The organism is Pseudomonas sp. CCI4.2, assembly GCF_034350045.1.
In the GTDB taxonomy this organism is placed as follows: Bacteria; Pseudomonadota; Gammaproteobacteria; order Pseudomonadales; family Pseudomonadaceae; genus Aquipseudomonas.
The window spans coordinates 2,960,245-2,983,291 of the sequence record NZ_CP133781.1 but is presented as its reverse complement, the minus strand read 5'-3'; the positions used below and the strand labels follow the sequence as shown (position 1 = coordinate 2,983,291).

Below are 23,047 nucleotides of genomic sequence, written 5' to 3'. Positions count from 1 at the left end.
CTAAATTCATATGTACAGCGATGATTGGGCAACACAGGGATCGGCTTAGTGCCCGACCCGCCTGAATTAACCCCATCAACCGCCATTGTGACGACGTGCGCCGGCTACGTCGCTCGTTCATTGAGTGCTCACCGCGCTTTCGCCGCGGGAGGTTTATGGACGGTGGCTATCCGCCAACCGTCACATCACCCTGAAAACCTGCTGGCAGCGCCCTACCTGGAACCCTGCACCGCAGTCATGAATGCGCGGATCTTGTCATGATCCTTGATTCCTTTGCTGGCCTCTACACCGCCGCTGACATCCACAGCGTAGGGTCGAACCTGCGCAATGGCCTGTGCAACGTTAGCCGGGCTCAATCCACCCGCCAAAATAATGGGCTTGCTCAAAACGTGCGGTATCAACGACCAGTCGAACGCTTCTCCCGTACCGCCGGGTACACCGGCAACGTAGGTATCGAGCAATACGCCGCTGGCCTTCGGATAAGCGCGGCATAGGGCGGCAATGTCGTCACCTGCCCGCACGCGCAATGCCTTGATGTAAGGCCGATGATAACCGTCGCAGTCTTCGGCTGTTTCATCGCCGTGGAACTGCAACAGGTCCAAGGGCACGACTTCCAGTATTTCCGTGAGCTCGCAACGGCTGATATTGACGAACAAACCGACGGTGGTCACGAAGGGTGGCAGGGCAGCAATGATTTCTCGCGCCTGAATCGCCGTAACCGCCCGAGGACTTTTGGCATAAAATACAAAACCGATAGCATCCGCACCCGCATCAACAGCGGCCAACGCATCTTCTATGCGGGTAATCCCGCAGATCTTGCTGCGAACGGCTGACATGCAGTGAAACCTCAGGCGTTATTCCGGAAAGTCACGGATGTTAACAAATGCTTTTCCGGGCGTCAGCCGTCAAGTTCAGTGAAGCCTGTCAGGAAGTGTGGCCCGATGTAACGTTGCGGCAACGCAAATTCATCGTGGTATTCCACTTGCACCAGGTAAAGCCCGTAAGGATGCGCCGTGACACCGCCTGTGCGCCGGACCCGGCTTTCCAATACTTCCTTGGCCCACTCCACCGGCCGTTCGCCGGTGCCAATCGTCATCAAGACACCCGCAACGTTGCGCACCATATGGTGCAGAAAAGCATTGGCGCGGACATCAATGACGATCATCTGCCCATGCCGCGTGACCCGGAGATGGTGTAACTGCTTGATGGGCGACTTCGCTTGGCACTGCCCTGCCCGAAACGCGCTGAAATCATGGGTGCCGACCAAATATTGAGCCGCCTGCGCCATGCGCTCGGCATCCAGCGGGCGGTGATTCCAAGTCACTTGGTCGCCCAAATGAGCCGGCCTGATCGGGTCGTTATAAATGACATAGCGGTAACGTCGAGCAATCGCCTTGAACCGCGCATGAAAATGCGCCGGCATGACTTTCGCCCAGCTGACACTGATGTCGTGGGGCAGATTGATATTGGCGCCCATCACCCACGCTTTCAGCGAACGCTCAGCCTGAGTATCGAAATGCACCACCTGCCCACAGGCATGAACACCCGCATCCGTACGGCCCGCGCACAACAACGAGACGGGCGCGTCAGCCACTTTGGACAACGCCTTTTCAAGGGTTTCCTGCACCGTCAATACACCGGAAGCCTGACGCTGCCAACCGCAATAACGGGACCCCTTGTACTCAACGCCCAATGCGATTCTGGAAAAGCCAGCGGCAGCCATTTCGGCTGCCGCGTTTTCTGCAGTGCTATATGTTGAAGCCAAGACGTGCAGCCTGTTGGTTTGCGCAAAGGCGCCATTATAAGAGCTTCACTTGCCATAAACGCAAACGACCGCCAAAGCGGTCGTCGTACGCCAAGCCTCAGCTAATGATCAGTGCAGGCTAGCAAGCATTTCCCGTGCTTCGGCTTTCTGGGCTTCATCGCCCTCGCCGACCACTTCATCGAGAATATCCCGAGCGCCTTCACTGTCACCCATTTCGATGTAAGCACGTGCCAGATCAAGCTTGGTCGCCGCTTCGTCAGTGCCCTCAAGGAAATTGAACTCAGGCTCGTCGTCCTCTGCCAATGCGTCTTCAGCAGTAAAGGTTGGCGGCTTGGCGAACGGTTTAGCGGCAGGTGGTTTGTCCATGGTTTGGGACAAACGATCCAGCTCCGCGTTAACGTCATCAAGCTCTGTGGTGAAGGCATTGGGTGTCGCGTCGTCGTCGAGTTCTTCCGGCAAGGACAGGTCAAAGTCATCAGGCAGCGCTGGCTTCTGAGCAGCAGGAGGCTCCAGCGAAGGCGAGTCATCAAACGCTGGCAATTCACGCAAGTCGTCTTTGAGGCTTAGGAGGAAATCATCCTCAGCACTGGACGAGGGCGGCTCTTCTGCCAGGCCCAGGTCGAAATCGGCCAAGTCATCAACAGACAATTTCTTGGCTTCGTTCTGTTGGTGCAATACCGATTCAAAGCTCAGATCGTCATCCGCCAGCGTATCAGCGGCCATTGGCTCACCGAGACCAGGTTCAACGCGTGGCGCCTTTTCAGCTTTCGGCGCGATGGGTTCCTCGATAATTGCCGGAGAAGCATCCTCCAGTTCATCAAGGCTTAAATCGAAATCCTGATCGAACGGGTCCAGCTCGTCAGATTCGACGACGGGAGCCGGGACGGGCGCTTTTGCTGGGACGGGCGCAACTGCTGGCGCCTCAGATGTATCGAGCAGCAAGTCCTTGACGTAATCCGCATCAAGCTCCGCTGCCAAAGCTGCGGCGCCCAATCCTGCGCCGGCAACTATCATCATCGGAAAGCGATTTTTCAGCTCTTCGACTTCAGCCTGATTCGTACCAGTGGCCACCAGCTTGCGTTCTTGGGCAGTAAAGCCGCTTCTGTCGCCCTGCTCAGCATAGATTTCCATCAACTTCAGGCGCAGATCACTGCGCTGAGGCTCTTGTTTGATAGCGTCTTCCAGAAGCTCGGCAGCTTGGTTAAAACGGCCATTAGCAACATGGACTGCAACCTGATCAAGCACATCGAGCGAGCGCTCACGGATCGGCTCTAAAATCACCGGTGCGGGAATAGAGGCCGGCACCGGCGCCAGCTTTACGTTTGGGGGCGGAACATCCAGGCCGTCAAAACTGTTTTCTGGCAAATCCATGTCGGTGGCAAACTCTGACTCTTCCGCCAGTGCCCGGGCCATACGCTTGTGTTTTTCAGCCTCTTGCTGAGCCCTGCGGCGCCGCGTCAAAAACAGCAGCAGCAAGAGCAGAATCAGCAAAACTCCACCGCCCACCAAACCTAACAGCATCGGGCTGGCAAGCAGCTTGCTGATCGCACTGTCGGTATCGGCATTGTCCACGAGGCCGCCAGGCGCAGGCGCAATCGGTGCAACTTGCGGAACCGCTGTGGGCTCAGCAGCAGGTGGCAATGCGTCTTCCGGTGCAATTTCGGCTGCGGGCTTCACAACGGTACTGGCCGCGGGGGTTGCGGCGACTAATGCAGCGGGCAACGCAGGCGCGCCGGTGGCGGCGTCCTTGGCGCCCGGTGCAATGCCACCCTGGGCCTGCATTTTGGCCAATTGGTCATTTTTCAACTGGATCAATCGCTGCAACTTATCCAACTGACTTTGCAAATCTGACATGCGGCTTTTCAGCTCGGCATTGTCACGACGCGTCGTATCCAGGTTTTCCTTTGCCACGGCCAGTTGGTTGGTCAGGGCTTTGGTGTCGCCAGCCGCCCCTCTTTTATCGGACTTTGAAGTGCCAGAGACCAAGCTCAGGTTGTCTTTCGTCTCAATCTTAGCCGGTGCAGCTTCAGTCTTGGCGTGCCGGGTCGCGTCCACTTGGCGCGTAGCGGAAGGCAGGCTGCGTCGCTGACGCCACGCAAGATTTTGTTTGCGCACCTGAACGACAGCCTCCGGTTGCGGGGTCGCGGCGATCTGTTGCTGATCAGGAAGACGCAGCACTTCACCGACTTTCAATCGGTTGATGTTGCCATTGATAAAGGCGCCAGGGTTCAGCGCCTGAATGGCCAGCATGGTTTGCTGAACGGACCCACTGCTGCGCACGCGGGCAGCGATGTCCCACAACCTATCGTGTTTGCTCGTGGTGTATAGCGTGGGCTTGGCTTCAACGGCAGGCGTCGGCGCAGGCAATTTCGCCGGCGCTAGGGCTGGCGTAACTTCGTCAACCGGTACCGGTGTTGGAGCCGGTGCGATCAGGGGAAGTTGTGCAACCGGGGCTGGAGCTGGAGCAGCAGCGGGTTGCGGCGTGGCTTTCGGTGGATCGAGCAGCACGCTGTATTGACGCAGCAGTCGGCCGTTGGGCCAAAGCACCTGCACCAGGAATTTCATGTTTGGATCGCGAATCGGCCTGCTCGACGTGATCTTCAGTACGCTTTTGCCGTTGGCATTGATCACCGGAGTAAACGTCAGGTCATCAAGAGCCCCGCGCCGGTCAACGCCCGCCTGCGCAAAATCAGCCGAGGTCGCGAGGCTTGGCACCACCTGCCCGGCGTTCAAATCATGCGCGTCGAGCAGCTCGATTTCGGCAACCAGAGGCTGGTTCAGGGTCGACTTCAGGGTCAAGTCCCCGAGCGCCAAAGCGTGCGCCATACCGGAGGACAGCGCCGAGGCTGCAGCGATTGCTAATACCAGTTTGCGAACCTGAACCATAGCCCATCCCTTGTCTGAATATTCCTCGGCAACCGAGAAGGTAAAGCCTGTATTAGCGGTCAAGCCAAAGTGATTCGCCGAATTGTTGCCAAGTATCTTTTACACAAGGTCTTTTATCAACAATTCAGCCACTTGGACAGCGTTCAACGCTGCACCCTTGCGAACATTATCGGATGTAATCCACAGGTTGAGCTCAGCAGGGTCGTCAACCCCTAAGCGGACTCGACCTATATAGACCACATCCTGGCCCACTGCGTCGCCAACAGCGGTAGGGTAATCACCAGCCTCGACCAGCTCGATACCCGGCGCCATATTCAGCGCGGCATTGACAGCAGCCAGGTCTATAGGCCCTGAAGCCTGCAACGAAACGCTAAAACTATCACCAAAAAACACCGGGACTTGAATGCAACTGACGGAAATCTTCAACAACGGCAGCGCCAACACCTCTCGCAACTCGGCGACCAGACGCTTTTCCAAAGGGACATGCCCTTGCGCATCCGGCGTGCCAACTTGGGCCAGTACGTTAAAGGCCATCTGCCGGTCGAAAAAGCGCGGCTCCATCGGTCGAACATTGAGCAGTTCGGCCGTTTGCCGAGCCAGCTCCGCCACACCTTCACGGCCTTGGCTGGAAACGGCCAAGCAGGCCGTTACGTTCACACGCAATACATCGAGCAGCCCGCGCAATGGCGCCATGGCCACTGCCAATGCGGTCGCGCAAGGACTGGGGCTGGAAACCTGGTAAGGCTTTTTCAACCCAGCCAATAACGCCACGTTGATTTCAGGGACGACGTTGGGCGCCTGCTCAACGGCCAATCCGCCAGAGAGATCGATCACCGTGCAACCGGCTGCCGTGGCACGCGTGGCATAGCTGCGCGTGATTGCTGGACCTGCGGCAAAGAACACCAATTGGACTTTGCTGAAATCGAACTCATCGACTTCACGCACACGCACGTTCTTGCCGCGGAAAGGCACTGAATGACCCGCCGATTCAACGCTCGCCAACAGGTGCAGATTGGCAACAGGAAAATCACGCTCTTCAAGAATCTGGACAAGGGTTTCGCCGACAGTGCCGGTGGCGCCGACTACGGCGATATCAAGGGACTGGGTCATGCAAACGCCTCAGGCAAAACGGGGAGCGGCACTTTAACCGTCGAATTAGTGACAGGCAATTGTCCACGCGCAATGGGGGGATTACTGCAACTAACGACACGTTACGGTTCCAGGCCTATCGGAAAAAAAGTCCCGTGACTCCATACACCTAACCAACGTTGACCGTCGATCGTCCGAGTCTCGGCCAAGTCCACCAGTTGATAGAAGACATTGCGGTGAATCAGCGCTTCCAAGTTAACCCGCACATGAATATAGGGCGCTGGCTCTTGGGTATCAGGGTTTATTTCCACGCGCAAACGATGCTCGGGGCCCGCTTCGGCCTGATCATCGACATTAGTGGTGAAGCGCAGGATTTGACCCTCGCCTTCACCCTCCACTTCAAGGCTGACGGCAACAAATGGCGCGTCGTCAACTTTGATCCGAACCTTTTCCACGGGTGTGATCAGGAAATAATCGTCATCGTCACGGCGCATGATCGTGGAAAACAGCCGAACCATGGGCTTACGCCCAATCGGTGTGCCAAGGTAATACCACGTGCCGTCCCGGGCGATACGCATGTCGATGTCGCCACAGAAATCGGGATTCCACAGGTGAACGGGCGGCAACCCTTTTGACTTGGGAATCTGTGCAAACAGGTCATTGGCCTTACCCGGATCACTCATTGTCTTGCTCCTTAGGTGCTACCGACTAACACCCATCAAGCTACGAGCGTAATCCTCCAACGGCGGACCTAGCAAATCTTCAGGTTTGGTATTGCGCAGCGTCAGCAATCCGCCCCGGGTATGAATACGCGCGGTGTCGATCAGATAGCGAGTGGTGGTTTCGATCAGCATGATCTGGATCACCCCGCTGTCGACCCCCAGTCTATCCACGGCTTGCTGATCGCTCCACTCGTCGGTGTTGCCGATGCGGTCGTCAGCCTTGGCGAAACGGGTGTAAAGCAAATAATTGGCACCGGCGGCTCGCGCTTCGGTCATTGCCTCGTCCAACCCCATTGGCGCCTTGGCCCGACGAACCATCGGGAAGTACTCGATAAAGCCGTTAAAGGCTTCCTCGGCTACAACGTTAGGTCGTGGATAAGCGTTGCCTGGCGGCACAAATGAGCCTTGGGCGATATAGATGAACGAGTCTGGCTGCAAGCGGCGGTTGTACGCACGATTGGTATCGCTGTGATCGAGCAAGCCCGCATCACTCAACTGATCATGAGCACCCTGCCCCATGTCACTGATACTCATGCAGCCACTTAACGACAACAGCGTCAGTAGCAAAACCAGGCTACGCATCATCCCCTCCAGGTGCCGGTGACGGAAAACCGGCGAATGCGCGACTAATGCAGCTTCCGCGCCACCCAGAGGAAAAGAGCTGAGGTGTTACCAACTTTCGACGACGGGGTTAAAGCGCCGGCACACTTTCGACAAAATCGAAGTATCTTGCGCGCTCATGCCTGCGTCCTTGAAATACTGATCCGCGTGGACCGTAACCTGGCATAGATCGATAATTATTTGCCGAGCCTGGTCCCGCTGGATACCGAAACGTTCAGGGGCACTGAGCAGATTATCGAGAGAAGACAATCGGCCTTGCTCGCCTATGATCAACGCCTGAAGGCCTTGCTCAGTGGGATGAGGCAGCACATCAAACGCTGGCGAGAGTCGATAGGTGTTCGCGCCCGTCATCAGACACCCATGGTTGCGCAGGTGATCGTCGGTATTGCCGATGAGCACGTTGAACGCCATACGCGTGTATAGGTCGAGAAGATCGGCAAACGCGTCAGCACTTGTTTTCTTGAGTACATCCGCGATGCGCAGGTAACTCATGGGACCGTCATTGTCGCCAACCCGCATTCGATGAGGATTGATTGACGCATACGCGCTGAGGTAGTGGCTTCGCCCCCCTTGCTGCCGATCAAAGCGCTTCACCAGCAACACCGCACGGCCGGCCACTTCTATCAGCTCATGCTCTGGAACCTTTATACCCGCAGCTTCAGCCATGTTCAGGCTGGCGAACTCGGCCCTTGCCTGGTCAAAAATATCGTCTCGCCGACCGAGCTTAGCGATCCACTCTCCCTCGCGATAATGAACGGTCACTTTAGGTCGGGCACCGCCCATGGAAGAGCCGAACTCCAGCAACTTGGCCATTTCTTCGCTGGGCTGATAGTCGCCTTGATCAATGTGGTCCGCCGCCAGCAGAAGCCGCTCAAGACTTTCAAAGGGAGGGGATTCATGAAGCGCGGGAAGCTGATGGCGGGATGCACTGAACAGCAGGCAGCCAACGCCCGCCCCACCCGAAGCCAGCAGCCACTCGATTTCGTTTTGTGGGTGTTGCTTATGGGTCGCGAGCAGGACCTTCTTGCCCCAATTGTCAGGGGTCGAGTCCTCAAACGCGCCCCAGAGTTTTGACGAACTTGATTGTTGTTCGGTCAACGGCAGGTTAAGCGGATCGATCGAAAAAGATTCAGGACGCGCCAGCCAACTGTTTGCGTACTTAAAAGCAAACCCCTTGGCCTGTAGGGCAATCTGACCAACTGGCAACGGGGCGCCTTCTGCGTGACCCGAAAAGACGAACGCATTACCAATCGGGGTCCAGATTGCCATTGGCATCTCCTTCGTGAACGCGGACAGGTTGCAACGAACGCTCATGCGCCAACCCGATATGGTCGAGGGATGGACCTGCCACGCTGCTGATCATTTCTTCCATGTCCAGCGCGCTGAGCACGTTCATCAGCACACCGATGGAAACGCCCTTCTCTCCCTTCTTTAAACGTTGGTATGTTTGCCCAGTGATACCCGCCCGCTTACAGATGGTATCGACCTGTAAACGTCGGCGCTTGCGCGCAAGGTCGATGTTCTCGCCGAGGGTTTTAAGCAACTGCTGAGATCGATCCGAGAGGAATCCACTATGCTTATGCATGATATTTCATCGTTAAATTGACTTAGACGATGATATTTCATCTATAAACGATTGCAACAGGGATTTCCCGCTTCGTCATATCGTCTACTGCCCCACTGGATTGGCCCTACCCCCCAATAATCTTCATCACCGTAGCGCCACCGGAAAATGCCACTTCCTGCTTATCGCTCAACGCCTTGACGAGCAAACGTTGCAACGCTGGCAGAGCTTGGTGGCGGGGTTTGTCCAGCAGGTCGCCGACATAATGACGGTTGCTGGACGACAGGCAGCCATGCAGCCATCCCGTTGAAGACAGGCGCAAGCGCGAGCAGGTTCGGCAAAACGGCACGCTTTCGTTGGCGATGACCCCAAAAAACCCTTTGCCGGGAATTTGATAGCGCACTGCCGTGGCATCCACGGGCGCATCCGCTTGAAGGTATTCGTAGTGCTCGCCAATGAGTGTCAGCAGTTGCTGCAAGCTGACGAATTGCTGCAAAAACGCATTCGAATCACTGGCCAAGTGGCCCATGCGCATCAGCTCTATAAAGCGCAGCTCATAACCACGCTCAAGGCAGTAATCAAGCAAGGGTAATACTTGATCGAGGTTTTGCCCGCGCAGCGGCACCATATTGACTTTGATTTTGATCCCCGCCGCGCTGGCCTGGGTCATTCCGTCGAGCACGGTAAGCAGATCGCCGCCACGAGCAATGGTGCGAAACGCCAGCGGGTCGAGGGTGTCGAGCGATACGTTAAGTCGACGAATATTGGCAGCCACCAGCAGCGGCAGCTTGCGAGCAAGCAGTTGACCGTTGGTTGTCAGGCTAATTTCATCGAGGCCCAATTGCCCGATTTGCGCCATGAAGGCTTCCAGTTTCGGACTGACCAGAGGTTCGCCACCGGTGATGCGTAGCCGTTCAATACCTGCGGCTTCGATCAGATACGCCACACCACGCGCCATAGCATCCGCCGACAACTCATCCTGCGCAGCAATCAGGCGCTTGCCGTCGGGCACGCAGTAGGTGCAGGCGTAATTGCAGGCGGACGTCAGGCTGATCCGCAAATTGCGAAATCGCCTGCCTTGACGGTCAACGATCATGATGGACTCCGGCAGGGAAAATGGACCGTTAAAACTTGACTCACCTATCAAGTTTTAGCAAGACCTATGCCTGAGTATATTACTCGGACTCTCACCGCCGCATTGCCTACCTGCAACCATAAGGCCGCCGAATGCCTTAGCTGCTGGGCGGGGTATCGGTATCGCGTTTGCGCTTGTTGCCCATGCGAACGCCAATATCCATCAAGAATTGAAAGAACCCTTCCTGATCTTCGAGCACATTACTCCAGAACGGCGAGTGATACAGCGCTACGGCGCCATGTACCAACGCCCAGGACGCGCAGAAGTGGAAATAAGGAGGCACGTCTTCAAGCTTGCCTTCGTTGATTCGGCCTTCAATCAACAACGTCAGGCGTTCAAAATTCGAGGCACGAATCTTGTGCAGTTCAACCACCATCTCCGGCACCTGATTACCCTTGACCACCTTTTCTTCCAGGCGATCAAACAACCGGTAGCGCTGCGGATCTCGCATTCGGAATTCGAAGTAGGCACGGGATAAAGCTTCCTTATCCTTGTCGACGTCGGCAGAGTGAAGCAACTCATTCAAATCCCGCTCATAATCGAGCATCAAACGCAGATAAATCTCCGCTTTTGACTTGAAGTGCTTATAGATGGTGCCTTTGCCGATACCCACGGCATCCGCGATCATCTCGACGGTGACACTGTCTTCACCTTGATCGAGGAACAGCTTTAGCGCGGTATCGAGAATTTCTTGCTCGCGGCGACGAAACTCACGGACCTTACGAGGTTCTTTCTGCATAAGAGAAGGTCTGTTGGGGGTCAAAATCGAAGCCGCGTATTATGCCTAACTTGCGCCAAATTGCACGGATCATCCGACCATGTCTACGTTTCTTGATGAATTTACACAAGCTCCAGGGCTGCGATATTTGAACCACGCGGCGGTCGCTCCATGGCCAAAACGTGCCGCAACCGCGGTCACCCGTTTTGCCCAGGAGAACGTTTTACTGGGCGCACGTGACTATCCCGACTGGATGATAGTAGAACAGCGCCTTCGTGAACGCCTGATGCGGCTGCTGAATGCGCCGTCGACCGATGACATTGCGCTGGTCAAAAATACCTCAGAGGCACTGTCATTCGTTGCGTTCGGACTGGACTGGAAGAGCGGCGATCAAATCGTCATCAGTGACGAGGAATTCCCTTCAAACCGAATCGTCTGGGAGTCACTTAAGCCACAAGGCGTCGAGGTCATTCAGGTCAGCCTAAAGAGTGATGACCCGCAAGCAGCATTGCTTGCCGCGTGCGGTCCTCGCACACGACTGTTGTCGATAAGCGCGGTGCAATTCGCCACAGGCCTGCGTCTTGATCTTGAGGTGCTTGGCCAAGGCTGCAAGCAACGCAACGTACTGTTTTGCATCGACGCCATTCAGCACTTGGGGGCCCTGCCCTTCGATGTTCAAGCCAGTCAATGCGACTTCGCCATGGCTGACGGCCACAAATGGTTGCTGGGCCCTGAGGGTCTGGGAGTGTTCTATTGCCGCGCCGCGTTGCGACCCCAGTTAAAGCTGCACGAGTTCGGCTGGCATATGTTGGAACACATGGGTGATTACAACCGCACTACGTGGGAGCCAGCCTTGTCCGCGCGTCGTTTTGAATGCGGCAGCCCGAACGTCCTGGGCAGCATGGCGTTGGAAGCCAGTCTTTCGCTGCTTGAGGAAGTGGGCATGGAACAGGTCGGCACTGCCATCGCCGAGCGCGTTCTATGGCTGGAAGAAGGACTGAGTTCCATCCCCGGCGCTCGCCTGCACACGTCGAAAGACCCTAAGCGGCGGGCGGGTATTCTATCGTTCAGCCTTGATGGCGTGGAGAACGCAGTACTGTTTGAGCGGCTGAAGCAACAGCAAGTGGTGTGCGTCCAGCGCGGACCCGGCATTCGCTTTTCCCCCCATTTCTATACCGAGTCACGGGTAATCGAAGAAACTTTGGCACTAGTGCGAGAATCGGCGGTTTTGTGAGAACTCAATCGAAGCGCAGGTATTCCAAATCAGTTTAAAGAATTACATCGATTGGGCTGGACGCGCGGCAATCATGACCAATACTTAATTCGTCGGCGCGGCATCTCCCCCAAGTGGCGCGCCGATGAAGGTACCAATGGATCGCGTACCTTTGTTTACTCCTAATGGTCTTAACCCGGATTCACCCCCCAGAACCCGGGTTTTTTTTTGCATATGATTTTCTCCACGTAGCAGAGATACAACCCCGATCTGTAGCAGCCAACTTGTTGGCGAGGCGGTTTACCAGAGACACCACATCAAGCCGCTTCGCCAACGAGTTGGCTCCTACAGCAAGCCGGGCTTTCAGGATTTCAGATGAGCCAGTGGAAACAGTCGCGCGAAGTTTTCAGTGGTCTGCTCGGCAAAGCGCTCATAGGACTCGCCACGCAACATCGCCAGAAACTCAGCCACTTCCCGCACGTATTGCGGCAGGTTTGGCTTGCCTCGGTAAGGGATAGGCGCCAGATAAGGCGAATCGGTTTCCACCAGCAATCGGTCAACGGGCACTTGGCGCGCCACGTCACGCAAGGCATCTGCGTTGCGGAAGGTGACGATACCGGACAGTGAGATATAGAACCCCATGTCCAGCGCCGCCTTGGCCATCGCCCAATCTTCAGTAAAACAGTGCAACACCCCACCCTGTGGCAAAGCCGCTTCACGCAACAGACCCAGGGTGTCGGCGCGAGCACCCCGAGTGTGGACGATCACCGGCTTGCCGGTAAGATTGGCGGCTTCAAGGTGCAAGCGAAAGGACGCTTGCTGAAGCTGTGCAGCTTCGGGCTCGTAGTGATAATCGAGCCCAGTTTCGCCAATGGCGACCACCCGAGGATGATTCAGCTCGGCCAATAACCAGTCCAACGCGGGGGCCGCGCCAGGTTGCAGGTCGAGCGGGTGAATGCCCACTGAGCAGTCCACATCGTCGTAGCGCTCAGCCAGGGCTTTGACCGCGCCAGCGTTCTCAGCACTGACCCCGATGCACAGAAAATGCCCGACGCCACGCGCCCGAGCGGCGTCTAGGGCAGCATCCAATGAACCGGCGTGTTCAGCGAGATCGAGACGGTCGAGGTGACAATGGGAATCTACAAGCATGAAGGTGGCGACAACTACATTGTATGAGTGGGACGGTCGGATTTGAGAGCACCGGCCAGATACGTTTCGATTTTATTGCGGGCGGCGTTGTCACCGTCGTTGAATTGAACGCCAACGCCAGCAGCCCGATTGCCTTGGGCGCCTTTAGGTGTAATCCAGGTCACTTTGCCCGTCACCGGAATTTTTTCCGGCTCGTCCATCAAGTTAAGCAGCATGAACACCTCATCACCCAGCTTGTAGCTTTTGCTGGTTGGGATGAACAAACCACCATTTTTGATAAAGGGCATGTAAGCGGCGTATAGGACTGACTTGTCCTTGATGGTCAGAGACAGAATGCCATTACGTGGACCGGGGCTCAGCGGCAAATTCATTGCAACTCCTTTGGGGGAAGTGATCCTGATGCCGGAGTCTAACCCTGTCCGGGCAGGCCTGCCCACTGCACCAGCAGTGCTTCGAGCAATAAAACGCGGTTAAGGTTCGCTTTGGACATAACTTTTTGTCGCTGCGAAAGCACCCAGTCCTGAATACCGAGTACTTTGCTTTGCCCGGCTTTTTGCGCCAGGTATTGCAGCACCTTGCGCATGTCGCCCAAACCGAGGCCTGCTTCATCTTGAGTCAGTTGATAACGCAGGATTAATAGCGACCAATCGGTGAACCAATCAAACAGCAACAACAGCGGAATATCTTTCCAGCCTTCGGCCAATTGAGTCGGCGACTGCTGCTGTTTGAGGAGTTTTTTCACACCATCGACCACCAGCGCCCGTTGCTCACGAACCCCTTGGGTGTTCAGGCTGACCGCTGCCAGCGGCGATCCGGCGGCCAGCGTCAGCAATTCTGAACGCTCGTCTTCGGAGCACTCAGGTAACGCCTTCGCCAACCATCCCAAGCTCACCGCTTCACTGGGCAGCGGGCACGCCTGCTGCACGCAACGGCTTCTGACGGTAGGCAACAATCGGCTCGACTGATGACTGACCAGCAATAGGACGGTATTGCCAGACGGTTCCTCAAGACTTTTCAGCAATGCGTTGGCGGCGTTGACGTTCATCGACTCTGCGGGCTCAATCAACACCACTTTGCGGCCCCCCATTTGCGCTGTTTGCACAACGAAACCCACCAGATCGCGAACCTGATCGACTTTGATCGCCTTGTCCGCCTCTTCGGGCTCAAGCACGTAGTGGTCGGGGTGAGTGCCCGCCGCCAGCAGCATGCACGACTTGCACTGACCACAGGCATCCAAACCTTCAGGCCGCTGGCACAGCAAGCGCGCCATCAGCCGTTGCGCCAATGCCCGCTTGCCAATGCCCACCGGACCGTGAAGCAGATAGGCATGCGCATGTTCGGTACGCCCGGCCATTTGCTGCCAGAGGCTTTCCTGCCAAGGGTAGGCTTCAGCCACGGTGCAGCCCCAGCATTTCAGGCAACAAGTCATCAAGTGACTGCTGAACTTCGGCCAACGACAGCGCCGCATTCACCAATCGATAACGCGCCGGATTAGCCGCTGCGCGCTTCAAATACGTACTGCGCACCGCATCAAAAAACATCCGGCCTTCCTGCTCGAAACGGTCAAGGCGACCACGGGCTGTCGCGCGGGCCAATCCGATTTCAACTGGCAAGTCGAACACCAAGGTCATATCCGGGCGCAGATCGCCTTGGACAAACGCCTCCAACGCGGCGATACGGTCATGGGACAAACCTCGACCACCGCCCTGATACGCGTAAGTCGCATCGGTAAACCGATCACACAGCACCACGGCGCCGCGCGCCAGTGCTGGACGAATGACCTCAGCCAAGTGCTGGGCTCTGGCGGCGAACACCAGCAACAACTCCGTATCCGCGTTCATTGACTCGTCGCTGGGCGCCAGCAGCAGCTCGCGAATTCGCTCGGCCAACGGCGTGCCGCCCGGTTCGCGAGTCAGCACGACATCGACACCTTGGGCGCGCAGGCACTCGGCAAGGTATTCGCGGTTGGTGCTTTTGCCAGCGCCTTCGGGACCTTCCAGGGTAATAAACAGGCCAGTCACAGGCAGTCCTTCATCATGTTCATTGTGGCTTTTGCTCGTCTTTTTCGACCGGTACGGCAATCGGAGCGGCGGCGTTATCGGGTTGAGGCTTGGACTCGGAGCTGGCTGCAGGCTTGGCGTCCACTTGGGGCTTTGGCTCGGGAGCGGGCTCAATTTTTGGCGTGGCGTCCGGTTCCGATTTGTCATCTGGAGCCGTTACAGCTTTTGAATCGGGTTTTAGCTCAGGTGCTGGCTCAAGCTTGGACTCAATCGTCGGTGTGATAGCCGGGGCCACAACGGGTGCCGGGCTGGAACGATAATCTGCTCGCCTTTTGAGCTGAAACTCACGAACCGCATTGTTATGCGATTCCAGGTCGTCCGAGAACACATGACTGCCGTCGCCTCGCGCCACAAAATAGAGGCTACTGCCGGAAACGGGATGAAGCGCGGCATGAATAGCTTCGCGCCCCACCAATGAAATCGGGGTAGGTGGCAGTCCGGAAATAACGTACGTGTTGTACGGGGTCGGCTCTTTCAAGTGTGCGCGCGTCAGCTTGCCGGTGTAGCGCTCCCCCAGGCCGTAAATCACCGTGGGATCGGTCTGAAGCAGCATGCCGATGTGCAGACGCCGGACAAATACGCCAGCGATTTGCCCACGCTCTTGGGGCACGCCGGTTTCTTTCTCCACCAGGGACGCCATGATCAACGCCTGATAAGGGTCGGCGTAGGGAACGTCCGCGGCACGCTTGGCCCATTCGTCGGCCAGCACGTCGTCCAGACGGTTGTAGGCCTGCTTGAGCATGTCCATATCGCTCATCCCGCGCACGTACCGATAGGTGTCTGGGAAGAAACGACCTTCTGGAAATACGTTGGGGTGTCCGAGCGTGCTCATCAACTCGCTGTCACTCAGCCCGGCCGACGCCTGTTCAAGCTTGACCTGTTTTGCCAACGCGGCTCGGACCTGACGAAAATTCCAACCTTCAACCAACGTCAGACTGTATTGCACCACTTCACCGCGCCGCCACAGCTCCAACAGCGCCTTGGCATCCATTGCGGGTGTCATGCGGTATTCACCGGTATGAAAGGTTTGGCCAAAGAGATTGAAACGCCAATAAAGACGCAACCAAAACGCATCTTTGATGACACCGTCAGATTCCAGACGGTTGAGCACACCCGTAGGCGTAGAGCCTGCGGTGACGTCCAGTAATTGCTCTTGAGCGATGTTCAGCGGCTGCATAAGCGCAACCTTTTGCTCCCAGACAGAAAAACCCAGGAGTAATCCCGCGAGAACCAGACACCCTTCGAATATCACCAAGAATTTACGAATCACTGATCAAACATCCAGAAGCGTGCGAGCGATGCCCTGCAGTTTACGGGTGAGTGGACCAACCGGCCAGTTCAGCAGCGCAACCCCTCGCACGGGCCACACCCCGTAGACGCTGTTGCACACAAAAACCTCATCGGCTTGTTCCAGATCGTGTATGTCGATGTCGCGAACCTCGGTGGCGATGCCCAAGGTATGTGCCTGCGCCAATAGCTCGGCGCGCATTACTCCCGCTACACCGCAACGGCCCAGATCGGCGGTGATTAACACATTGTCCGCAATCAAAAACAGGTTGCTGTAGACACCCTCAATGACACGTCCCGACGCGTCACACATGAGCCCTTCGGCAAAGGCGCTGTCCTGCCATTCACTGCGGGCGAGTACTTGTTCCAATCGATTGAGGTGCTTGAGCCCCGCCAGCAGCGGCTGCTCGGACAAACGGGTAACGCAGGCAAACAGGCACACCCCCTGATCGGCATGAATCGCCGGATAAGGCGAAGGAGGATGGCCCTGAATAATTCGTCGTGCCAGCGCTTGGGGCGGCGGCGCATAACCACGCAAGCTGTCGCCACGGGTGACAATAAGCTTCATGACGCCATCGCCCAACTGCGCGGAAAACGCCAGTAACTCACTGCGAATCAACCCTTGATCAGCCGCGATTGCCAGACGGCTGCAACCCAGCCCAAGTCGCGCCAGATGACGCTCCATCAGCAACGGTCGTCCCGCCTTGACGGCGATGGTTTCAAACAACCCATCACCGTAAGCCAAACCTCGATCCGTAATGGACAGAGTGTCCGCCGGCCGACCGTCGATCCAGCTCAACATCAATCAACGAACCGGCGGAAAACCAGCGAGCCGTTGGTGCCGCCGAAACCAAAGGAGTTGGACACGGCAACGTCGATTGGCATCGGCTTCGCTTCGTGGGGCACGAAGTCCAGGTCACACCCTTCGTCCGGCTCATCAAGGTTGATGGTCGGCGGTGCGACCTGACCATTGATTGCCAGAATGCAGAAGATCGCCTCGACGGCGCCTGCTGCACCGAGCAAATGCCCGGTCATCGATTTGGTAGAACTGACCGCCAGCTTGTAAGCATGGTCACCAAACACCGTCTTGATTGCCGTCGCTTCGGCCAGGTCGCCCGCTAGGGTCGATGTGCCATGGGCGTTGATGTACTGCACTTCATCGACATTGAGTTTGGCGTCACGCAGCGCATTGGTAATACACCGCGCAGCACCCGCTCCATCTTCCGGTGGCGAGGTCATGTGATAAGCATCACCGCTCATGCCGAAGCCGATCAGCTCAGCATAAATCGTCGCGCCGCGCGCTTTGGCGTGCTCAAGCTCTTCGAGTACCAACGCACCGGCACCATCAGACAGGACGAAACCGTCACGGCCCTTGTCCCAAGGACGGCTGGCGCGAGCAGGGTCGTCATTGCGCGTGGACAACGCTCGAGACGCGCCGAAGCCACCCATGCCCAAACCACAGGCGGCCATTTCGGCGCCACCGGCAATCATCACGTCAGCTTCACCGTAGACGATATTGCGTGCGGCCATGCCGATGCTATGCGTCCCGGTGGTGCATGCCGTGGCGATGGCGTAGTTAGGCCCCTGTGCACCGAGGTGAATCGAGAGGAAGCCAGAAATCATGTTGATGATCGAGCCCGGCACAAAAAACGGAGAGATTTTCCCCGGCCCTTGCTCGAGCAACGAACGGCTATTGTTCTGGATATTGGTCAAACCACCGATGCCGGCACCCATGGCAACGCCAATTCGGTCTCGGTTTTCATCGGTCACTTCAAGGCCGGAATTACGCACAGCCTGAAAACTGGCAGCCAGTCCGTATTGGATAAACAAGTCAAGACGTCGGGCTTCTTTGGCCGCCAGATACTCCTCAACCTTAAAATCCTTTACCGAACCGCCAAAACGAGTGGTGAAGGCTGAAAGGTCCGTATGCTCTATCAGGCCAATGCCACTGCGGCCCGCCAGAATGCCTTGCCAGCTGCTCGGCACATCGGTGCCCAATGGCGACAGCATACCCATACCGGTGACTACGACGCGTCTACGCGACACAGCACTCTCCTTCTCTTTATTGACGACACTTTCGATCATTTTTAAAGAAAAAACCGCACGCCAGCAAAGGCAGTGCGGTTTTTCCGAGTCAGCAAGCGACGATTAAAACTTATTTCACTTCGTGTGCTGTGACGTAATCGATAGCAGCTTGAACGGTGGTGATTTTTTCAGCTTCTTCGTCAGGGATTTCGGTCTCGAATTCCTCTTCGAGAGCCATCACCAGCTCCACGGTATCAAGGGAGTCAGCGCCCAGGTCTTCAACGAAAGAAGCCTTGTTGGTCACTTCTTCCTCTTTGACGCCAAGTTGCTCGACAACGATTTTCTTGACGCGTTCTTCGATGGTGCTCATACCTTGTTTTAACTCCTAGTGGACAAATTCAGGCAGCTGGCCGGTGGGTAAGTGTAAGAAGAGGTTTTGCGCATTTCAAGCTCAATACGCAAACCTCTGGAACCACACCCGCCTTCTGCCATTAATAGATTGCAGCTTTATAACGGATTTTGGACCGCTCGTATGACATTTTTTTGAAGCGATCCGTCACATTCAGCTCATGTACATGCCGCCGTTTACCGGGATTGTAGCCCCAGTCACGTAGCCTGCACCTTCAGATGCAAGAAAAGCGACCACATGCGCGATCTCTTGAGCTTGCCCCAAACGCCCCAAAGGGATTTGGCTTATCAGTGATTCACGTTGCGCTTCTGGCAGCTCGCGGGTCATATCAGTGTCGATAAAACCGGGGGCTACCGAGTTCACGGTGACCGCTCGGGAGCCGACTTCACGCGCCAGAGCCCGACTGAAACCTTCCAGACCGGCTTTCGCAGCTGCGTAGTTTACTTGGCCTGCGTTGCCCATGGCACCCACAACCGAACCAATACTGATGATTCGGCCCCAACGGGCCTTGGTCATGCCGCGCAGAACACCCTTGGACAGCCGAAACAGACTGTTCAGGTTCGTGTCCACAACGTCATGCCACTCGTCATCCTTCATCCGCATCATCAGGTTGTCACGGGTGATGCCGGCGTTATTGACGAGAATCAACGGTGCACCAACGCGCTCCTGAATCAACGCCAAGGTTGCGCTCACGGATTGCGCATCACACACATTCAGCATCAGGCCAAAGCCCTCGATGCCGTTTTCCTTGAAGGTCGCGCTGATACGCTCAGCACCGGACTCAGACGTTGCGGTTCCGACCACGATCGCTCCGTTACGTCCCAATTCAAGGGCAATGGCTTGGCCAATACCGCGGCTCGCACCGGTGACCAGTGCAACTTTACCTTGCAGGCTCATGCAAGTTCTCCTAATCAGGCCAATGCCGCGCGAGTGGCAGCGAAGGCATCTGGGGTGTTGAGGTTGTAAGTCGTCACGCCTTCGGCGCAGCGTTTGTTCAAGCCCGCAAGCACTTTACCCGGACCACATTCGACCAACTGGGTAGCGCCATTAGCGGCCAGACATTGGATGGACTCGACCCAACGCACGGGTTTGTACAACTGCTCAAGCAAATCGTGTTTGAGGGTAGCAAGATCAGTCACCGCTGATGCGCTGACATTTTGCACCAGTTGGATCTGTGGCGTCTGCCAGGCAATCGCTTCGATGGACTCAGCGAAGCGCTCTGCAGCCGGACGCATCAATTCGCAGTGCGACGGCACGCTGACGGGCAACGGCATCGCACGCTTTGCACCACGGGCCTTACAGGCCTCCATGGCCCGCTCGACAGCGGCAGCGGAACCTGCGATCACCACTTGGCCCGGCGAATTGAAATTCACCGCGCTGACCACATCACCTTGAGCCGACTCGGCGCACGCAGCCAATACGTCAGCATCCGCCAGACCCAAAATCGCTGCCATTGCGCCTTGCCCTGCGGGCACGGCTTCCTGCATCAACTGGCCCCGGCGCTGCACCAACTTGACCGCATCGCTCAGGCTCAGGCTGCCAGCCGCCACCAACGCACTGTATTCACCGAGACTGTGCCCAGCGACAAACGCAGGGCGAGCAGTGTGTTCAGCCAACCACAGGCGCCACAGCGCCACGGAGGCGGTCAGGATCGCCGGCTGCGTCTTATCGGTTTGATTGAGGTGCGCTTCCGGGCCTTGCTGAGTCAACGCCCAAAGGTCGTAGCCCAACGCAGCGGAAGCTTCAGCAAAGGTGTCCAGAATCAGTGGGTACTGCGCGCCCAGCTCGGCCAACATGCCGAGGGACTGCGAGCCTTGACCCGGAAAAACGAACGCGAGGGATGCAGACATTAAACAAGCCCCTAATAATGTGTCGTCAAAAAAGGCGCACCTGACAGGCCAGGCACACTAACGCTTGGGTACGCTGATGGACAATTGGATGAGTAAACGGTCCCAGGCGTCACATCGCCGCTACCCGTCTAGAGCAACTCTTCCAGACGCCCACTCAACCGCTGCGGGAGGTCTTCCTGGATTTCGATCAATGCCCGCTGAATGGCGCTTTGAAAGCCCTGCACACTCGCAGATCCGTGACTCTTAACGACAATGCCCTGCAGACCTAGAAAACTTGCCCCGTTATGCCTGGCAGGGGCCAAATCAGCCCGTAATCGCTTGAGCATCGGCAACGCCAAAGCCCCCACCACCTTAGTGAAAACGTTTTGCGTGAACAATGCTTCGATACGCGCGCCGATCATCGTCGCCAGGCCTTCGCTGGATTTGAGCAATATATTGCCGACAAAACCGTCACACACCACCACATCCGCCTCGCCCCGATAGACACCATCGCCTTCAACGAAACCGACGTAATTCAACCCCGGTGATGCCTGCAAAAGACTGGCCGCCATCTTGACCTGCTGATTACCCTTGATGTCCTCGGTGCCGATATTGAGCAGCGCGACCCTAGGCCGCGTCACGCCCAATGCCTCGGCGGCAACTGAGCCCATCACCGCAAACTGATGAAGATTCTCGGCACTGCAATCAACGTTCGCCCCCAAATCCAGCAATTGGCAGTAGCCCCGCTGAGTTGGGATAGCCGCGACCATGGCCGGCCGATCAATACCCGGCAGTGTCTTGAGCACGAAACGCGACAGCGCCATCAGTGCCCCGGTATTTCCTGCACTGACACACGCCTGGACCTGACCGCTGGCCAGCAACCCAAGCGCAACGCGCATCGATGAATCAGGTTTTCCGCGCAATGCCTGGGAAGGACGCTCATCCATGGAGATCACCTCTGTCGCGTTTACAACACGCAGACGTGAGCGATCCACACCGGAATGGCGAGCAATCAATTCTTCAATAAGGGGGGCTTGACCAACGAGGGTCAGGTGCAGCGAGGGTGTTGCGATCAAACAAGCAAGGCTGGCCTGCACAATGCTGCGGGGACCGAAGTCCCCGCCCATTGCGTCAATCGCGATGATCGAAGCGGACAAGTAATTACTCGTCAGCGCCTTTATCGATCACTTTGCGACCACGGTATACGCCTTCTGGCGATACGTGGTGACGCAGGTGAATTTCACCTGTGGTTTTTTCTACAGACAGAGTGCTAGCCGTAAGGGCGTCGTGCGAACGACGCATGTCACGGGCAGAGCGGGATTTTTTGTTCTGCTGAACAGCCATAATTAATTAACTCCTAAACGTTTGGGTCACGCTTTAACTGCGCCAATACACTGAACGGGTTGGACCGCGTTACCTCGTCCTCGCTCGACTCGGACACTTGATTGTCCGCCGGCTGCTGGCATTCTTGCGGATCATGAGCAGGCACAATGGGCAAGGCGAGCAAAAGCTCTTCCTCGATCAATGCCAGCAGATCCAATGGATCTTCGCCCAGTTCCAGCACGTCATAACCTTTCGGTAACGACTGGGTATTCGCACCCTCTTTCACCACAGCGTAACTGCATTCGCTGTGGATCGGCAGGGTGACCAGCTCAAGACAACGCTGGCAAACCATTTTGACTTCGACGTCGATGGAACTGTGAATTACCACAGATCTGCGCTCGTCGCGCTCAAAAACAAACTTCGCCTGCACCGTACCGAGGGTATCGGAAAGCGGGTCGCAGAGTCTCTCCAAATCAGCCAGCGGTACTTCTCCCTGAAGAGTAGTGCCACGATCAGCTAATTTGCGCGGGTCAACGTGAGGTGGAATCGGGTCATTCAACATAGGCGCAGCATTCTAGGGATGAGGTACCCCTCTGTCAAAGGAAATTCAACGCTGTGCGTATCCGGAGTCGCTGATTACAATCAACTTTCACTCACGGAGAACTTCATGCCTCCCCTGCTGCTCGCCTCCAGCTCCCCCTATCGCCGCGAATTGCTCGCCCGCCTGCGTCTTCCGTTCACCTGCAGCTCGCCAGACATCGACGAAAGCCGGCACGCTGGCGAACCCGCCATTGATCTGGTCCAGCGCCTGGCCCGCGAGAAAGCTCAAGCCTTGGCGGGCAGCCACCCCGATCATTTAATTATCGGTTCGGACCAAGTGGCAGTGCTCAATGGGAACGTCCTCGGCAAGCCCCACACCTTCGAGCGAGCGCTGGAACAATTATTAGCGGCGAACGGCAACAGCGTGACCTTCCTGACTGGCTTGGCGCTGCTGAACAGCCTTACCGGACACTGCCAGGTCGACTGCGTGGCGTTTACCGTCCACATGCGCACGCTGGATCAACCCAGCCTCGAACGCTACCTGTACGCCGAACAACCCTACGACTGCGCAGGCAGCTTCAAAGCCGAGGGGTTAGGGGTAGGCTTGTTTCAGAGCACCGAAGGCAGCGACGCCACTAGCCTGATCGGCCTGCCACTGATTCGCTTGGTCGACATGCTGCTGATTGAAGGGGTAAGCATTCTGTAGGAGTGT

The 23,047-nt window shown here is 56.6% G+C and carries 25 protein-coding genes; 2 read left to right on the top strand and 23 right to left on the bottom strand.

Going from position 1 to position 23,047, the window contains the following annotated elements:
• Positions 1-212 precede the first annotated feature (212 nt).
• The 10 genes from RHM65_RS13560 to RHM65_RS13515 all read right to left on the bottom strand — a co-directional run bounded on the left by RHM65_RS13560 (position 213) and on the right by RHM65_RS13515 (position 10,521).
• Positions 213-836: a phosphoribosylanthranilate isomerase gene (locus tag RHM65_RS13560; RefSeq protein WP_322165462.1), complete on the bottom strand. Its 624-nt coding sequence runs from the start codon at positions 834-836 to the stop codon at positions 213-215.
• A gap of 62 nt (positions 837-898) precedes the next feature.
• The gene (truA, locus tag RHM65_RS13555) at positions 899-1,723 is read right to left on the bottom strand and encodes a tRNA pseudouridine(38-40) synthase TruA (RefSeq protein WP_322185336.1); all 825 of its coding nucleotides are present in this window, start codon (positions 1,721-1,723) and stop codon (positions 899-901) included.
• A gap of 150 nt (positions 1,724-1,873) precedes the next feature.
• A complete protein-coding gene (locus RHM65_RS13550; RefSeq protein ID WP_322183569.1) occupies positions 1,874-4,651 on the bottom strand; it encodes a FimV/HubP family polar landmark protein in 2,778 nt (925 codons plus the stop codon).
• 99 nt (positions 4,652-4,750) lie between these two features.
• Complete coding sequence (locus RHM65_RS13545) at positions 4,751-5,761, bottom strand: aspartate-semialdehyde dehydrogenase (protein ID WP_322165466.1); 1,011 nt, start codon at positions 5,759-5,761, stop codon at positions 4,751-4,753.
• A 101-nt stretch (positions 5,762-5,862) separates the two neighbouring features.
• Complete coding sequence (locus RHM65_RS13540; RefSeq protein WP_322183567.1) at positions 5,863-6,423, bottom strand: DUF1285 domain-containing protein; 561 nt, start codon at positions 6,421-6,423, stop codon at positions 5,863-5,865.
• An 18-nt stretch (positions 6,424-6,441) separates the two neighbouring features.
• Positions 6,442-7,044: a DUF4823 domain-containing protein gene (locus RHM65_RS13535; protein WP_322165468.1), complete on the bottom strand. Its 603-nt coding sequence runs from the start codon at positions 7,042-7,044 to the stop codon at positions 6,442-6,444.
• Positions 7,045-7,131: 87 nt separating this feature from the next.
• Complete coding sequence (locus tag RHM65_RS13530; RefSeq protein WP_322183565.1) at positions 7,132-8,352, bottom strand: type II toxin-antitoxin system HipA family toxin; 1,221 nt, start codon at positions 8,350-8,352, stop codon at positions 7,132-7,134.
• Complete coding sequence (locus tag RHM65_RS13525) at positions 8,327-8,668, bottom strand: helix-turn-helix transcriptional regulator (protein ID WP_322165470.1); 342 nt, start codon at positions 8,666-8,668, stop codon at positions 8,327-8,329. Before RHM65_RS13525 ends, RHM65_RS13530 begins: the two co-directional genes overlap by 26 nt.
• A gap of 106 nt (positions 8,669-8,774) precedes the next feature.
• Positions 8,775-9,743, bottom strand: coding sequence for a GTP 3',8-cyclase MoaA (locus tag RHM65_RS13520; RefSeq protein ID WP_322165471.1), 969 nt, complete (start codon positions 9,741-9,743; stop codon positions 8,775-8,777).
• 136 nt (positions 9,744-9,879) lie between these two features.
• Positions 9,880-10,521 (bottom strand): TetR/AcrR family transcriptional regulator, encoded by a 642-nt coding sequence (locus RHM65_RS13515; protein WP_297846064.1) that lies wholly within the window; start codon positions 10,519-10,521, stop codon positions 9,880-9,882.
• A gap of 79 nt (positions 10,522-10,600) precedes the next feature.
• Here RHM65_RS13515 and RHM65_RS13510 point away from each other — a divergent pair, with 79 nt between their 5' ends.
• Positions 10,601-11,734 carry an aminotransferase class V-fold PLP-dependent enzyme gene (locus RHM65_RS13510; RefSeq protein WP_322165472.1) on the top strand — a complete coding sequence of 378 codons (1,134 nt, stop codon included), beginning with the start codon at positions 10,601-10,603 and terminating at the stop codon, positions 11,732-11,734.
• A gap of 342 nt (positions 11,735-12,076) precedes the next feature.
• Here the strand turns inward: RHM65_RS13510 and RHM65_RS13505 are convergent, their stop codons facing one another.
• The 13 genes from RHM65_RS13505 to RHM65_RS13445 form a co-directional block, all read right to left on the bottom strand.
• The gene (locus RHM65_RS13505; protein WP_322183563.1) at positions 12,077-12,862 is read right to left on the bottom strand and encodes a TatD family hydrolase; all 786 of its coding nucleotides are present in this window, start codon (positions 12,860-12,862) and stop codon (positions 12,077-12,079) included.
• Between the two features lie 14 nt (positions 12,863-12,876).
• On the bottom strand, positions 12,877-13,233 hold the full coding sequence (locus tag RHM65_RS13500; RefSeq protein WP_322165475.1) for a PilZ domain-containing protein: 357 nt from the start codon (positions 13,231-13,233) through the stop codon (positions 12,877-12,879).
• Between the two features lie 38 nt (positions 13,234-13,271).
• A complete protein-coding gene (locus RHM65_RS13495; protein WP_322183561.1) occupies positions 13,272-14,258 on the bottom strand; it encodes a DNA polymerase III subunit delta' in 987 nt (328 codons plus the stop codon).
• Positions 14,251-14,883: a dTMP kinase gene (tmk, locus tag RHM65_RS13490; RefSeq protein WP_322165477.1), complete on the bottom strand. Its 633-nt coding sequence runs from the start codon at positions 14,881-14,883 to the stop codon at positions 14,251-14,253. Before tmk ends, RHM65_RS13495 begins: the two co-directional genes overlap by 8 nt.
• A gap of 19 nt (positions 14,884-14,902) precedes the next feature.
• Entirely contained in the window at positions 14,903-16,192 is a 1,290-nt protein-coding gene (gene mltG / locus RHM65_RS13485) for an endolytic transglycosylase MltG (protein ID WP_322165478.1), read from the bottom strand.
• A 3-nt stretch (positions 16,193-16,195) separates the two neighbouring features.
• Positions 16,196-17,011: an aminodeoxychorismate lyase gene (pabC, locus tag RHM65_RS13480; RefSeq protein ID WP_322165479.1), complete on the bottom strand. Its 816-nt coding sequence runs from the start codon at positions 17,009-17,011 to the stop codon at positions 16,196-16,198.
• Complete coding sequence (gene fabF, locus RHM65_RS13475) at positions 17,011-18,255, bottom strand: beta-ketoacyl-ACP synthase II (RefSeq protein WP_322165480.1); 1,245 nt, start codon at positions 18,253-18,255, stop codon at positions 17,011-17,013. Before fabF ends, pabC begins: the two co-directional genes overlap by 1 nt.
• Positions 18,256-18,364: 109 nt before the next feature.
• A complete protein-coding gene (gene acpP, locus RHM65_RS13470) occupies positions 18,365-18,604 on the bottom strand; it encodes an acyl carrier protein (protein ID WP_322165481.1) in 240 nt (79 codons plus the stop codon).
• Positions 18,605-18,796: 192 nt separating this feature from the next.
• Positions 18,797-19,540 (bottom strand): 3-oxoacyl-ACP reductase FabG, encoded by a 744-nt coding sequence (gene fabG, locus RHM65_RS13465; protein WP_322183559.1) that lies wholly within the window; start codon positions 19,538-19,540, stop codon positions 18,797-18,799.
• 14 nt (positions 19,541-19,554) lie between these two features.
• Complete coding sequence (gene fabD, locus RHM65_RS13460; protein WP_322165483.1) at positions 19,555-20,493, bottom strand: ACP S-malonyltransferase; 939 nt, start codon at positions 20,491-20,493, stop codon at positions 19,555-19,557.
• Between the two features lie 128 nt (positions 20,494-20,621).
• Positions 20,622-21,629, bottom strand: a complete 1,008-nt coding sequence (gene plsX / locus RHM65_RS13455; protein ID WP_322183557.1) for a phosphate acyltransferase PlsX — start codon at positions 21,627-21,629, stop codon at positions 20,622-20,624.
• A gap of 4 nt (positions 21,630-21,633) precedes the next feature.
• On the bottom strand, positions 21,634-21,816 hold the full coding sequence (gene rpmF, locus RHM65_RS13450) for a 50S ribosomal protein L32 (RefSeq protein WP_008152339.1): 183 nt from the start codon (positions 21,814-21,816) through the stop codon (positions 21,634-21,636).
• Between the two features lie 13 nt (positions 21,817-21,829).
• Complete coding sequence (locus RHM65_RS13445) at positions 21,830-22,357, bottom strand: YceD family protein (RefSeq protein ID WP_322165486.1); 528 nt, start codon at positions 22,355-22,357, stop codon at positions 21,830-21,832.
• A gap of 105 nt (positions 22,358-22,462) precedes the next feature.
• Between RHM65_RS13445 and RHM65_RS13440 the strand changes: the two genes are divergently transcribed.
• Positions 22,463-23,041 (top strand): nucleoside triphosphate pyrophosphatase, encoded by a 579-nt coding sequence (locus RHM65_RS13440; RefSeq protein ID WP_322165487.1) that lies wholly within the window; start codon positions 22,463-22,465, stop codon positions 23,039-23,041.
• The last annotated feature ends 6 nt before the right edge of the window (positions 23,042-23,047 follow it).

Excerpts from the sequence above, each read along its gene's own strand:
- RHM65_RS13560 (WP_322165462.1), bottom strand. The coding sequence starts at position 836 with ATGTCAGCCGTTCGCAGCAAGATCTGCGGGATTACCCGCATAGAAGAT.
- RHM65_RS13445 (WP_322165486.1), bottom strand. The coding sequence starts at position 22,357 with ATGTTGAATGACCCGATTCCACCTCACGTTGACCCGCGCAAATTAGCT.
- rpmF (WP_008152339.1), bottom strand. The coding sequence starts at position 21,816 with ATGGCTGTTCAGCAGAACAAAAAATCCCGCTCTGCCCGTGACATGCGT.
- RHM65_RS13520 (WP_322165471.1), bottom strand. The coding sequence starts at position 9,743 with ATGATCGTTGACCGTCAAGGCAGGCGATTTCGCAATTTGCGGATCAGC.
- RHM65_RS13440 (WP_322165487.1), top strand. The coding sequence starts at position 22,463 with ATGCCTCCCCTGCTGCTCGCCTCCAGCTCCCCCTATCGCCGCGAATTG.
- RHM65_RS13500 (WP_322165475.1), bottom strand. The coding sequence starts at position 13,233 with ATGAATTTGCCGCTGAGCCCCGGTCCACGTAATGGCATTCTGTCTCTG.
- RHM65_RS13540 (WP_322183567.1), bottom strand. The coding sequence starts at position 6,423 with ATGAGTGATCCGGGTAAGGCCAATGACCTGTTTGCACAGATTCCCAAG.
- RHM65_RS13530 (WP_322183565.1), bottom strand. The coding sequence starts at position 8,352 with ATGGCAATCTGGACCCCGATTGGTAATGCGTTCGTCTTTTCGGGTCAC.
- acpP (WP_322165481.1), bottom strand. The coding sequence starts at position 18,604 with ATGAGCACCATCGAAGAACGCGTCAAGAAAATCGTTGTCGAGCAACTT.
- RHM65_RS13550 (WP_322183569.1), bottom strand. The coding sequence starts at position 4,651 with ATGGTTCAGGTTCGCAAACTGGTATTAGCAATCGCTGCAGCCTCGGCG.
- fabD (WP_322165483.1), bottom strand. The coding sequence starts at position 20,493 with ATGTCTGCATCCCTCGCGTTCGTTTTTCCGGGTCAAGGCTCGCAGTCC.
- RHM65_RS13505 (WP_322183563.1), bottom strand. The coding sequence starts at position 12,862 with ATGCTTGTAGATTCCCATTGTCACCTCGACCGTCTCGATCTCGCTGAA.
- fabG (WP_322183559.1), bottom strand. The coding sequence starts at position 19,540 with ATGAGCCTGCAAGGTAAAGTTGCACTGGTCACCGGTGCGAGCCGCGGT.
- RHM65_RS13510 (WP_322165472.1), top strand. The coding sequence starts at position 10,601 with ATGTCTACGTTTCTTGATGAATTTACACAAGCTCCAGGGCTGCGATAT.
- RHM65_RS13535 (WP_322165468.1), bottom strand. The coding sequence starts at position 7,044 with ATGCGTAGCCTGGTTTTGCTACTGACGCTGTTGTCGTTAAGTGGCTGC.
- pabC (WP_322165479.1), bottom strand. The coding sequence starts at position 17,011 with ATGTTGAGCTGGATCGACGGTCGGCCGGCGGACACTCTGTCCATTACG.
- RHM65_RS13515 (WP_297846064.1), bottom strand. The coding sequence starts at position 10,521 with ATGCAGAAAGAACCTCGTAAGGTCCGTGAGTTTCGTCGCCGCGAGCAA.
- RHM65_RS13545 (WP_322165466.1), bottom strand. The coding sequence starts at position 5,761 with ATGACCCAGTCCCTTGATATCGCCGTAGTCGGCGCCACCGGCACTGTC.
- truA (WP_322185336.1), bottom strand. The coding sequence starts at position 1,723 with ATGGCTGCCGCTGGCTTTTCCAGAATCGCATTGGGCGTTGAGTACAAG.
- RHM65_RS13525 (WP_322165470.1), bottom strand. The coding sequence starts at position 8,668 with ATGCATAAGCATAGTGGATTCCTCTCGGATCGATCTCAGCAGTTGCTT.